Origin of the sequence: Myxococcus sp. AB025B, from assembly GCF_006518215.1 — a bacterium.
In the GTDB taxonomy this organism is placed as follows: Bacteria; Myxococcota; Myxococcia; order Myxococcales; family Myxococcaceae; genus Myxococcus; species Myxococcus fulvus.
Window position 1 is genome coordinate 1 of sequence record NZ_SRLW01000099.1, and the last position, 12,112, is coordinate 12,112.

The following is a 12,112-nucleotide window of genomic DNA, read 5'->3' on the forward strand; positions in this document are numbered from 1 at the left end:
CGTGGCGGCGCCGAACGCGGAGGAGGCGGCGCGGCTGTCTACCTTCGTGGAGAACGGCGGCGGCCTGTTCGTCAGCATGGGCGACCGGGTGAACACGGAGGACTACAACCAGAAGCTGGGCGCGGTGCTGCCCCGGCCGCTGCGCGTGCTGCGCACCAGCGCGGAGCGCGACACGGACCCGGAGGCGGAGACGAAGGCGGCGCGGCTGGCGCAGGTGAACCAGGAGCACGTGCTCTTCTCGCCCTTCACCGGACGCGCCGAGGAGGGCCTCGTGGGCGCGCGCTTCTACCGCTACATGCTGCTGGAGGCGGACAACCCCACGTCTCCTGGCGCGAGCCAGGTGCTGGCCACGTACGAGGACGGGGCTCCCGCGGTCGCGGTGATGCGCAAGGGCAAGGGCCGCGTGGCGCTGTTCACCAGCACGGTGGACCGCGACTGGAGCGACTTCGCCATCCGCACCAGCTTCCTGCCGCTGATGCAGCGCTTCGCGGCGTACCTCACCGGCTCGCTGGAGGAGCGCGAGGAGGTGCGCGTGCGCGTGGGTGAGCTGGCGACGCTGCGTCCGGAGGGCTCGCAGAAGGTGACGGCGGTGAAGGCCCCGGATGGCGCGGAGCTGCCGCTGAAGGAGCAGACGGACGGCTCCGTCGTGGCGGGGCCGGTGCTGGAGCCGGGGGCGTACTCGGTGCTGGGCGCGGAGGGGAAGATGGTGCCCGCGCTGTCCTTCGCGGCGACGCTGGACCCGGCCGAGAGCGACTTGACGCGCGTGCCGCAGGAGACCCTCACCGCGTACTTCGGCGAGGAGACGGTGAAGGCGTCCAGCGGCGACGAGGACCGACCTTCGGTGCCGCTGTGGACGTGGCTCATCCTGGCCGCGTGCGTGGCGTTCTTCTTCGAGGGCACGCTGCTGCGCAAATAGACTTCGGGGCCATGATGCCCGGCCCCGACGTCGTCGTCGCCTGTCCGCACTGTGGAGCGCCGCACCTGCGCCGGTCCCTCGCCAGCTTCAACACGCTGGGCCTGACGATATGGACGGATGGCTGGTGGGAGGACCCACCGATGTGGATGCGCGTCCCGGTCTTCTCCCGCTGTGCTTCGTGCCGCGAGCTGTTTCGGGCGAGTGAGTTGCTCCCACTCGGCGACCTCACGGAGCGCACCGTGCCTCACGAGGAGCCTGCCACCCGCGTCACGCTCGCCCACGCCGGCGGACGCCGTGCCGAGGTGATGCACCTGTTGAGTCGCGAGCTGGGGAAGTCGCCGACGGAGGCCCGGCGAGTGCTCGACAAGCTCCCGGCGTCGCTGGGCGCATGGAACGAGGAGTTGGCGGGACGACTCGTCAGGCGCCTCGTGGAGTTGGGCGCGCGCGTCTCGCTGGAGTCCACCACGGTACAGACGACGCGCTCGCTGCTCCCACGCGAGTGGAAGGAAGCGCCCAGGCTCGAGCACCCCACCGAGGCGGAGCTCCAGTTCGTCCTGCGGGAGAACCTGCTGCGGCCCCCCGCGTGGGAGTGGGAGGCGCGCCAGCACCTGTGGTGGATGAGCAACGCGCCCCATCACCAGGGCGCGTCATGGCGAAGCCCCTGGAGGCGCACGCGGGCGGTGCTCAGCAACCTGCACGTGCTGGCCCACCTCGTGACCTCGGACTCGGACGAGCATCGGCTGCTGCGGGCCGAGGCCTTTCGCGAGCTGGAGAAGCGGGACGAGTCCCTCGCGCTCCTGGACTCGGCGCCCTTCCCCGCGCACCTGGCGTACATCGCGGACTTCCTGCGGGGCCACCTGCGCGAGTTCGACTTCGAGGTGCGCAGGCTCCCGCCGCCGCCGGCTTGAGCGGTGTTACTTCACGCGCTCAATCTTGTGCTTGCGGCCCTTGATGCGGCCCTCGCTCAAGCGCTGGAAGGCGATGCGGGACACGCGCCGGGCGACGGCGACGTAGGCGATGTGGTCCTGGATTTCAATCTTGCCCACGTCCGTCGCGGCGAACCCGCCCGCCTCGCCCGTCAGCGCGCCGAGGATGTCGCCCGGCCGCATCTTGTCCTTGCGGCCCGCGGAGATGTAGAGCGTCTCCCACTCGGAGCCGAGCGCGCCGGGCTTCATGAAGGTCTCCTCCAGCGCGGCCTGGTCGCCCGTCTCCAGCTTCACGCCGAGGGCCTGTTCGATCTCCTCCACCTTGCGCTCGTCGCGCGGCGTCACCAGCGCGATGGCGAGGCCGGTGCGTCCCGCGCGTCCGGTGCGGCCGATGCGGTGCACGTACGGCTCGGGCTGGAAGGGCATGTCGAAGTTGACGACGGCGTCGAGCGCCTCCACGTCAATGCCTCGCCCCGCCACGTCCGTGGCCACCAGCACGCGCGTGCTGAGGTTGCGGAACTTCGCCATGACGCGATCTCTCTCGAACTGCTCCAGGTCACCCTGCAGTCCGTCCACGCTGACGCCCGCGTCGGAGAGCGACTTCGTCAGCTCCACCACCGTCGCCTTGTGGTTGCAGAAGACGATGGCGGACGCCGGCATGTGGCGGTGGAGGACCTTGAGCAGCATCGCCGGCTTGTCCTCCGGCGCGGAGTTGTAGCGAAGCTGGCGGATGGGCGGCGCGGCCTCGGTGTCCTCCACCGTCACGCGCACCGGCTCCTTCTGGAACGCGCGGCTCAGGGCCGCGATGTCCGGCGGGAAGGTCGCGGAGAAGAGCACCGTCTGCCGGCGCGACGGCATGGCGCCGAGGATGCGCTCCATGTCCTCGCGGAAGCCCATGTCGAGCATGCGGTCCGCCTCGTCCAGCACCACCGTGGCCACCCCACGGGTGTCCAGCGCGTCGCGGTCCAGCACGTCGATGATTCGGCCAGGGGTGCCCACCGCGATGTGAGCGCCCTTCTCCAGCGCCTCCAACTGCGGGCGGATGGGCTGGCCACCCGCGAGCACCAGCACCTGGAGCCCGGGGAGCCTGCGGCCCAGCTTGCGGATTTCGCCCGCCACCTGCGCGCACAGCTCGCGCGTGGGGCACAGCACCAGCGACTGGACCCGACGGTCCTGGAGCCGCACCTGACGCAAGAGGGGCAGCGCGAAGGCAGCCGTCTTGCCGCTGCCCGTGCGGGCCTGGCCGACCAGGTCCTTGCCCTCGAGCAGCACGGGGATGCTCTGCGCCTGGATGGGCGTGGCGGACTGGAAGCCGAGCTCCCCCAGGACCTGGAGCAGCGGGGGAGACAGCGCGAGCGTGGCGAAATCCATCAGGGCCTCGATTGAACGGAGGCGCGGAAGGTGCCTCGGAGCATCAGCGCGCCCTTGTAGCAGTCGCCCGGGGTGGAACAAGCCCCCCGAGTCAATGCACCGTGGGGCGACGGCGCCGCCTGACCGGACGCCGCCGCTGCTTCTCCAGGTAGTCCTTCAGGACGACGGCGCTGTTGTGGTCCTCGTCGCGCGCGCTGTACAGCAGCGTCACGTCACCCTGGCGGGCCGCCTCGAGGAGGGGCGCGAGCGCCTCGTCGTGCGAGGAGAGCTCCCGGGCATAGCGGCGCTGGAACTCCTTCCAGCGCGCCGGGTCATGGCCATACCACTTGCGCAGCTCCGTGCTCGGCGCCACGTCCTTGAGCCAGCCGTCGAGCTCCAGCCGGGTCTTCTTGATGCCCCGGGGCCACAGCCGCTCCACGAGGAAGCGAGCGCCGTCCGAGTCCCCGGGCTCCAGATGGTGATACACGCGCGCGAGCTGAATCATGGCCTGCCTGCCCCCTGGGTCGATGGGCGCCCTCGTCTCACGGGGCCCCCAGGCAACGTGGCGACCCCGCGCGTGGACCGGTATCCCGAAGGGCCCGGACGCCCCGGGAGTTGACGAGCAGACGACGCCCCGGGCGGCGCGGCGCATTCCGGTCTCCAGCCCCGGCCCGTGGAGTGCGACACTGCGCGGGTGACCGCCTCCGCCCTGTATCGCGACTGTGCCCGCCTGTTCATGGTGGGCTTTCCTGGAACCCGCGTCGACGCCGACCTGGCGTCGTTGATGGATGACGGCATCTACGGCGCCATCCTGTTCAAGCGCAACGTGGGCACGGCCCAGCAGACGGCGGCGCTGTGCCACGAGCTCAAGGTGCGCGCGGGCCGGCCGTTCATCCTCTCCGTGGACCAGGAGGGTGGGCGCGTGGCCCGGCTGCGCGGAGCGCCGTTCACCACCCTGCCCCCGATGCGGGAGCTGGGACAGCGCGGGGACGCGGGCGTCGTGGAGCGCGTGGGGCGGCTGCTCGCGCACGAGCTGCGCGCGGTGGGCTTCGACTGGGACTTCGCGCCGGTGCTGGACGTGGACACCAATCCGGCCAACCCCGTCATCGGCGACCGGAGCTTCAGCCGGGACGCGGAGGAGGTGGGGCGGCTGGGCGTGGCGCTCGCTCGCGGGCTCGAGGCCGGAGGGGTCGCGTCCTGCGGAAAGCACTTCCCCGGGCATGGCGACACGATGACGGACAGCCACCTGACGCTGCCCCGGCTGCCGCATGATTTGGAGCGGCTGCGGCGCGTGGAGCTGGTGCCCTTCCGCGCCTTCGCGCAGGCGCGGCTGGCGTCGCTGATGACGGCGCATGTCATGTTCGACGCGCTGGACAAGGAGATGCCCGCGACGATGAGCGAGCGCGTGCTGACGGGCGTGCTGCGCCAGGAGCTGGGCTTCGACGGGGTGCTCGTCAGCGACGACCTGGAGATGAAGGCCATCGCGGCGCACTACTCCGTGGAGGAGGCCGCGGTGCGAGGCACGCTCGCGGGCGTGGACCTGTTCCTCGTGTGCCATCAGGTGGACGTGCAGCGGCGCGCCATCGAGGCGGTGGTGAAGGCGGTGGAGTCCGGACGGATTCCGCGCGAGCGCATCACCGAGGCGCATCGCCGGCTGGATGTGCTCGCCGCGCGCTTCGCCCACCCGGCGGAGGACCGGCTCGCCACGCTCGGCGGGGCCGAGCATCTGGCGCTCGCCCAGGGGCTCGACAGCTCCTTCGCGGGCAAGGACCCGACCGAGGTCATGCTCGCGTCGCGCTGACGGCTCGCGGGTGGAGCCCGCTCGGCTGCCCCCGCGGGCCGTCGCGCCACGCACGTGCCGATGAGGGCGCACGGTGAAGCCCCGTGAGGCCACGTCCAGTGCGTGCGGCCATTTCGCCCAGGGCGCTCGCGGACGAAGCCTTCTTGCGAGGCCACGTCCGAGGGACGCTGACCTTCGGATGAATGCTCACGGGCGGAGTGATGCGACCCTGCTCGCGCAGGGCGGCGACCGCGGGCGGACCCGACTCCCGGACCCAGGGGGCGCCCGGGCCTGGAGGCAGCGGCTCAGGGTGTGTTGTCGGGAGGTGGAGTCTGGGCGGGCGCTCGCGCCGGAGCGGAGTCCTTCGCCTCCTCGCGGTCCTGCCGGGCCTCCTTCTCCTCCTCACGGCGGATGGCGTCCGGGTCGCCTTGGGCGATTCCGGGCTGCACGCGAGGCGGCACGTTGTTCACGGCGGTGGGCGGAAGATTCTCGCCCACGCGGTCCTGCACCGGGGCGATGTTCGGGCCCGAGCCCCCCGTACCGGGACCGAAGCTGCTCAAGGGCTGGGCCTCGTTGGAGTTGCCCTGGTACCAGGAGCCACCCCAATCCCCGCAGGCGGTGCCCAGCGAGGTGATGACGACCAGGGCCCCAGGCAGGAGCCAACGGCGCGCGGTTCGGTGGTTCATGTGCAATCCCTCCGGCGAGCCATCCGAGGCTCCAGAGGGATGGATACGCATCCCCCAGCCCACGGCGGCGGGGGGATGGGCGAGGGCACGCCGGGCGCCTAGCGGCGCGAGTGGGCGTTGCGGTCCTGCCAGCCGAGCGGGCGGTAGCCCCAGGAGCGGTGGTGGTCCGTGACGGTCCCCGTCATGGCGCCGTCCTCGCCGCCCAGGCCCTGCGCCGTGGGGGAGTAGGTGGCGCTGCCGTAGCGGTCCTGCATCATCTTGCCCGAGTCATCCCAGAGGGACTTGTTCTGCTGACCGTCGAGCTTGGGCGTGCGCGGGTCGATGCTGGAGCCAATCTCCTTGATGGTGCCGTTGTGACCCCGGTCCGCGGTCATCAACCACGGCGGAGACTTCTCGGGGTGCACGTTGCCCTCCATGTCCAGCAGGGCGCTCGGCTGGATGCCACGCTGGGCGAACGCGCCGCCTCGCGGCTCGCCCGGCTGCTTGCCTCCCGTCTCGGGAAGCGCACCACAACCCACGGTCCACAGCGCGCCCATCGTCAGCGCCGCCACCTGGGTCCACCGTCGAAGATTCAGCTCGCGCATGTCCACTCCCTTTGAGGTTCCCGTTCATCGAAGGTGGACACTCGACGGCGTCCACCCACGAAACAGGTACATGGCGGCCCTCGGCCGCCTGCTCAATTAAACCCTCGCGAGCGCGTGCGAACAGTCCTCTTCATGACTTCGTCAGGCGGGGAGGTCCGAATGACCATCCACGCTTCTTCCTGACAGAAGGCGTATTCGGGCGGATGCGAAGGGTTTGCGAGCAAGGGCTCCAGGCGCGCAAGAATTGCGCGAGCCTCGGAGCGAGCTCGCCACACGGAAGGAGCCAAGGCCTTGTGAGGCTTCGCGGACTTCGCCGCCGCGCCCGGGCTGTCGACACGGCACTCGGCAGTCATCCCGAGTGCCTGTCTGACGGTGAGCCCAGGACCCTCACAACTTCACGCGTTCCCGAGAGGCAGGTTCACTCCCGGGAGGTCCCTTCTTCGCGGCACCCTACTTCCGCAAGGCACCCCATTTCCGCGAGGCGTCCTACTTCCGCGATGCGCACTTCTTCTTCGCGGGCGCGGCCTTCTTTCGCAGCGCTCCACTTCCGCGAGGTGCCTACTTCCGCGAGGCACCCTTCTTCTTCGCGGGCGCGGCCTTCTTCGCAGCGTCCTACTTCCGCGAGGTGCCTACTTCCGCGAGGCACCCTTCTTCTTCGCGGGCGCGGCCCTCTTCGCAGCGCCCTTCTTGGCGGGAGCAGACTTCTTCGCGGCACCCTTCTTCGCCGGAGCCGCCTTCTTCGCGGGGACCTTCGCCGGAGCGACCTTCTTCACTCCACCCTTCTTCGCGGGCACGGTCTTCTTCGCCGGAGCCGCCTTCTTCGCGGCACGCTTCTTCACGGGCGCGGCCGACTTCTTCGCCGGAGCCTCCTTCTTCGCGGGCGCGGCCTTCGTCACGGGCGAGGCCTTCGTCACGGGCGCGGCCTTCGCCGGGCGCGCCTCGGGAGCCTCCACCTGGGCCGTGGCACCCGCCCCCGTGTCACGCGGCGCCTTGCGCTTCGGCGCATCGAACCGCGTCACCGGCACTCGCGCCGGAGCGGGCGCCGGAGCGCTCGCGGCCGGAGCCTCGCGCGCGTCCTCGTCACCCGCGCTCGACTCCTCCACGCTCGGGCTCGAGCCCGGCGCCGGTAACTCCCCCGTGGGAAGGCTCGTGGGCTTCGCGCCCAGCGCGGCGAGCACCTCCACCACGTGCCCCGTCACCTTCACCTTCGGCCACACCTGCTTCACCTTGCCATCCGGCCCGATGAGGAACGTCGCGCGGGTGATGCCCAGGAACTTGCGCCCGTACAGCGACTTCTCACCCCAGACGCCGTACGCCTCCGACATCTGGTGCTCGGTGTCCGCCAGCAGCGGGAAGGGCAGGCTGAACTTGGTCGCGAACTTCCGGTGGCTCGCGGTGCTGTCCGCGGACACGCCGAGCACCACGGCGCCCGCGGCCTCCAGCGTCGAGTGCTCGTCGCGGAAGCTGCACGCCTCCACGGTGCACCCGGGAGTGTCATCCTTCGGATAGAAATAGAGGACGACGTTCTTCCCCGCGAACCGCGAGAGCGTCACGGTGTTGCCGTCCTGGTCCTGCAGCTGGAAGTCGGGAGCCGCGTCACCTGCTTGGGGCATGGGCATGCGCGTTCCATAGCCACAAACAGGGCACGTTCTCAATCTCCCCCACGCGCGCTACTTCGTCGCGGGCGCCTCATGGCCGTGCTCGTGGCCATGCTCCCCCGGCGGGTGGCTGTGCGACTCGATGCGCACCAGCTCCTTCTGACACTGCGTCAACGCCGCCTGCAGCGGCTCGCGCGCGGCGTCGTCCGCCACGCCCAGCTTCTTCGCCAGCGCCTCGCACGCGGCGCGCTTGGCGTCGGAGTCGTCGGTGCCGGGGCCCGTCGCGCCCGGGGTCGCCAGCGGACGCGGGGGCAGCTTGCCCCGCAGGCCCCGGATGGCCGCCAGCCGCTTGTCGGCTTCCGGACGGGAGCGCGAGTCCTTGGGCACCGCCTCCAGCGCGGCGACGACCTCGTCCCAGGCCGGGTCCGTGGGGCGCACGCCCTGGTCCACCAGGGCCTGGTACTTCACGTCGGCCTCGCGCAGCTTCTCGGGGCCGGAGTCACACCCGGTGGAGAACACCAGGCACAGCAGGATTGGGAGCGCGGCGGCAGGCCGCTGGAAGGCAGTCCACATGCCGCGTAGGTACCTCCTGCTGGCCTCTGGAGGGAAGCGCGGCTAGGGTGACGGGCCGTGCCGCCCATCCTCCTCGCCTTCCTGCTCGGTCTGCTCCAGGGCCTGCTCCATGCCGTGGGGCCGGACCATTGCGCCGCCGTCGCGACGCTCGGAACCCTGAACGGCGGCCGGCGCAAGGCGGCCATCATCACCGCCTTCCGCTTCGCGCTGGGGCACGCGGCCATGCTGGGCGGCATCGCCGCGGTGTGCCTGCTGGCCGGCGTGGGCCTGTCGGAGACCTTCGAGCGCTGGGCCGAAATCTTCGGCGGCGCCGTGCTGGTGGCGCTCGCCGTCGCCGCCCTGCTCTTCCCCAGCAGCCTGGACCACGGCCACCCCCACCTGCCCGGCCACGCGAAGGAGCCCCACCAGCACGTGCACACCGTCAGCACCGCCGCCGGCGCGCTGATGGCCGTCAGCGGCGTGCGCTCGCTGCTGCTCGCCCTGCCCCCGCTGCTCGTCGGCGGCAGCATGAGCCTGGCGGCGTGGACCTACCTGCCCGGCTTCGCCCTGGGCATCCTCATCGGCATGGGCGCGGTGGGCCTGCTCTTCGCCGAGGGCCTCACCCGCCTCAACGCGCGCATCACCGCCTGGGTGCAGCGCGCGGTGGCGCTGGCCTCCGGCGCGCTCGGCCTGTTCTGGATCGGCTCCCGCCTGACGGGCGGCTGAGCACCTCCCGAAACTCCCTCGGGGCTCCACGGGCGTCCCCTCCCGTCGAGGACGACGCCCGGGCCCACGAGGCCTACGAGCGCTTCTCCAGGATGCCCAGCGACATCATCGCCACCAGGAACCCGTAGACGACGTGCTCGGGGCGGTTGGCGAACGCGAGCAGCTCCGCCACCGTGCGGATGCCGTCAATCTTGGGCAGCAGCTCCGCCTCCCACCGCTCCAGCTCCACCTCGTTGAACTGGTACGCGGGGGCCACCGCCGGGATGAGCCGGTCCTCGGGCTGCAGGAGCCTGCGCAGGCGCTCCGGCTTGTAGAGCTTCTTGATGCCGCGGACGATGAGGTTGCCGGGGTGCACGTCCAGCTTGATGGACTCCGCGCTGGCCTTCTCCCGGAAGCTCATCACGTACGTGGCTTCATCCCAGGCGAAGAGCGAGTAGATGACCGCCTTCACCTGCTGGCCCACGTAGTACAGCCGCTCGGTGTCCTTGAGCAGCCCGCGCTCCACCAGCACGTCGCCGGTGCGGCGGTTGGTCTGCCCCGCCACGGCGGAGGCGTCCTGGAGCTGCTCGGGCTTGATCTTCCCCACGCGCACCAGGAACTGACCGAAGCGGTCCGCGAGCAGGTTGGAGAGGGCGAACACCGGCATGCCCTTCTCGAAGTAGACGACCTTCTTCACCTTGCCCTTCTGGATGCCCAGCTCGCCCGTCTCCCGGGACAGGTAGTAGGCGGTGAGCAGCGAGGGCAGGTTGTCCTTCAGCTCGCCCCGGCGGCTGCCCGGCGCGCCCGAGCCCGGGGGCGGCTGGTCCGGAGGACGGCCCGGCGTGGGCGGCCGCACCTGGGTGGCCGGCACCTTCTGCATGGGGCTGGCGGTGAGGTTGGCGCCGCGAATCTCCGCGGTGATGTTGCCGCCGCCCGTCACCTTGATGCGGCCCGTCAGCTCCATGACGTCCTGGGGGCCCTCCTCCTCCACGTCGATGTCCAGCTCCACCTCGAAGGCGTCCTGGAGCGAGCCTGGGGGCGGGGCCTTCTTCTCGGGGGCGAGGACCTTGGTGACGGCCTCCAGGAGCTTCTGCGCCTCGAAGGGTTTCTCGAAGTAGCCGGCCGCCTGGTACTTCTGGCGCGCCTCCAGCGCGTGCTTGCCGCCCTTGAAGACGCCGGTGATGAAGAGCAGCGGCAGCTGCGGGTTGTCCTTGCGCAGCGCGTCCGCCAGCGGATAGCCCATCATGTCCGGCAGCAGGATGTCCAAGACGGCCGCGCCGGGGGGATTCGCCTTGGCCACCTCGATGGCCTGCTTGCCGCGGCTGGCGCCGACGACCTCGTAGCCCGCGTCCTCGAAGAGCTGCGTGAGGAGGGAGAGAAGCTCCGGGTTGTCATCGACGACGAGGATTCTGGGGGCGGCCATCGCGGGCCGTACGCTACCAGATGCCAGCCAGGGGGTGGGACAATCTACCCCCGGCCTCCCCTTTCCACGGTGGATGCATCTGTGCCGCCGGGCGGTTAGGGTGACGACCCCGTCATGGCCTCTCTCCGTCACCTGTTCCGTGCCCGGACCCTCGGTCTGCTGGCGTGCCTGTCCCTCGTGTCCCCCGCGCTCGCGTGGGCCTGGTCCGCCGACGACGCGGGCGCCGACGGGGGCATCATCATCCCCCTGCCGGACGCCTCCTCCGGCGAGGGCGGGCCGGACCGGGACAACCCGGAGGGCGAGGACGGCACGGGGCGGGTGAACACCGTCTGCCGCCACAGCGGCGACTGTTCGGCGCGCTTCACCTGTGACGACGGGAAGTGCCGTTACACGGGTGTGCGCAAGGCGGAGCAGGTAGGCTGTCTGATGGGCGCGGAGGGTGCGCTGGTGCTGGTGGGTCTGGTCGGACTGGCCCGGCCCCGGCGCAACCGAGGATAGGGGACGCGTGCATGCGGCTGGGCCTCAAGGCGGACAACCTGCTGGAGCGCGTGGCGGACTGGCTCAACCTGGCCCCCAAGCCCCTGGCCCATGCCTTCTTCGGGATGATGGCCTCGCGCACGCTGATGGCGGGGGTGCGGCTGGGGGTGTACGGCGCGCTGGCGGACGGCGCGGCGACCTCCGAGGCGCTGGCCGCCCGGCTGAAGCTGTCCCCCGAGGGGATGCGCTCGCTGCTGGAGGCCCTCATCGCCTGTGAGGCGGTGGAGCGGCAGCGCGACGGCCGCTACCGGCTGGCGCCCCGCTCGAAGCGGTGGCTGGACCCGCGCTCGCCCCAGTACGTGGGGGCGTTCCTGGAGTTCAACTACGCGCAGTGGGACTGGTGGAGCCAGGTGGAGGGCGTGGTGCGCACGGGCGAGGCGGTGGACATCCACGGCTTCGCCCCCGAGGACCCGCGCTGGCGTGACTACATCCACGCCATGCACCAGCTCGCCCGGCTGGCGGCCCCCGAGGTGACGAGCGCCATCCCCCTGCCCCGGGGCGCGAAGACGCTCTTGGATTTGGGCGGGGCGCACGGCTGGTTCGCGGCGGAGATGTGCCGGCGCAACCGGGGCCTGAAGGCGACGGTGCTGGACCTGGAGGGCAGCGTGCGCGTGGGGCGGGACATCATCGCCTGCGCGGGGCTGAGCCACCTGGTCACCCACCAGGCCGGGGACATCCTCACCGCGGACCTGGGCGGCCCGTATGACGGGGTGCTGCTGTTCCAGGTGATGCACCACCTGACGCCCGCGCAGAACGTGGCGCTCCTGCGCCGCATCCGGGGGGCGCTGGCGCCGAAGGGGACGCTGGCGGTGCTCGAGTACCTGCGCGAGGACATCCAGGACCCCTCCAGCTCCGCGCCGCTCATCGGCCTGCACTACTTCGTGACGTCGGGCGCGGCGGCGTACACGCCCGCCGAGGTGGAGGGCTTCCTGGACGACGCGGGCTATCGCATCGAGAGCAGCCGGCCCATCCGCCACCTGCCCCTGCAGACGCTGCACGTGGCGCGGCTCGACTGAGTCTCGTCCGGGCGGGCACGTCCTTCCGCCCCCTGGAGA

The 12,112-nt window shown here is 71.2% G+C and carries 12 protein-coding genes and 1 pseudogene; 6 read left to right on the forward strand and 7 right to left on the reverse strand.

Going from position 1 to position 12,112, the window contains the following annotated elements; genetic code table 11:
• Positions 1-916 (forward strand): annotated as a pseudogene (locus tag FL311_RS18215) (hypothetical protein); the annotation flags it as partial.
• A gap of 11 nt (positions 917-927) precedes the next feature.
• Entirely contained in the window at positions 928-1,824 is an 897-nt protein-coding gene (locus FL311_RS18220; RefSeq protein ID WP_141326498.1) for a hypothetical protein, read from the forward strand.
• Between the two features lie 6 nt (positions 1,825-1,830).
• Here the strand turns inward: FL311_RS18220 and dbpA are convergent, their stop codons facing one another.
• A complete protein-coding gene (dbpA, locus tag FL311_RS18225; protein ID WP_141326500.1) occupies positions 1,831-3,213 on the reverse strand; it encodes an ATP-dependent RNA helicase DbpA in 1,383 nt (460 codons plus the stop codon).
• A 91-nt stretch (positions 3,214-3,304) separates the two neighbouring features.
• Complete coding sequence (locus FL311_RS18230) at positions 3,305-3,697, reverse strand: DUF488 domain-containing protein (protein WP_141326502.1); 393 nt, start codon at positions 3,695-3,697, stop codon at positions 3,305-3,307.
• A gap of 231 nt (positions 3,698-3,928) precedes the next feature.
• Between FL311_RS18230 and nagZ the strand changes: the two genes are divergently transcribed.
• Positions 3,929-4,993, forward strand: coding sequence for a beta-N-acetylhexosaminidase (gene nagZ, locus FL311_RS18235; protein ID WP_141326551.1), 1,065 nt, complete (start codon positions 3,929-3,931; stop codon positions 4,991-4,993).
• Positions 4,994-5,277: 284 nt separating this feature from the next.
• Here nagZ and FL311_RS18240 read toward each other — a convergent pair whose 3' ends face one another.
• From FL311_RS18240 to FL311_RS18255, 4 genes are all read right to left on the reverse strand, one after another.
• Positions 5,278-5,658 carry a hypothetical protein gene (locus tag FL311_RS18240; RefSeq protein WP_141326504.1) on the reverse strand — a complete coding sequence of 127 codons (381 nt, stop codon included), beginning with the start codon at positions 5,656-5,658 and terminating at the stop codon, positions 5,278-5,280.
• Between the two features lie 98 nt (positions 5,659-5,756).
• The gene (locus FL311_RS18245) at positions 5,757-6,242 is read right to left on the reverse strand and encodes a hypothetical protein (protein WP_141326506.1); all 486 of its coding nucleotides are present in this window, start codon (positions 6,240-6,242) and stop codon (positions 5,757-5,759) included.
• A 629-nt stretch (positions 6,243-6,871) separates the two neighbouring features.
• Positions 6,872-7,855: a thioredoxin-dependent thiol peroxidase gene (gene bcp, locus FL311_RS18250; protein ID WP_228556935.1), complete on the reverse strand. Its 984-nt coding sequence runs from the start codon at positions 7,853-7,855 to the stop codon at positions 6,872-6,874.
• A 57-nt stretch (positions 7,856-7,912) separates the two neighbouring features.
• Entirely contained in the window at positions 7,913-8,413 is a 501-nt protein-coding gene (locus FL311_RS18255; RefSeq protein ID WP_141326511.1) for a hypothetical protein, read from the reverse strand.
• A gap of 57 nt (positions 8,414-8,470) precedes the next feature.
• Between FL311_RS18255 and FL311_RS18260 the strand changes: the two genes are divergently transcribed.
• Positions 8,471-9,118, forward strand: a complete 648-nt coding sequence (locus FL311_RS18260; protein WP_141326513.1) for a hypothetical protein — start codon at positions 8,471-8,473, stop codon at positions 9,116-9,118.
• Between the two features lie 73 nt (positions 9,119-9,191).
• On the opposite strand, the gene FL311_RS18265 is transcribed toward FL311_RS18260, so the two are convergent.
• Positions 9,192-10,520: a response regulator gene (locus FL311_RS18265; protein ID WP_141326514.1), complete on the reverse strand. Its 1,329-nt coding sequence runs from the start codon at positions 10,518-10,520 to the stop codon at positions 9,192-9,194.
• A gap of 114 nt (positions 10,521-10,634) precedes the next feature.
• Between FL311_RS18265 and FL311_RS18270 the strand changes: the two genes are divergently transcribed.
• Positions 10,635-11,018 (forward strand): MXAN_6627.5 family MYXO-CTERM protein, encoded by a 384-nt coding sequence (locus FL311_RS18270; RefSeq protein WP_141326516.1) that lies wholly within the window; start codon positions 10,635-10,637, stop codon positions 11,016-11,018.
• Between the two features lie 11 nt (positions 11,019-11,029).
• Positions 11,030-12,073, forward strand: coding sequence for a methyltransferase (locus FL311_RS18275; protein WP_046716431.1), 1,044 nt, complete (start codon positions 11,030-11,032; stop codon positions 12,071-12,073).
• Positions 12,074-12,112 lie beyond the last annotated feature (39 nt).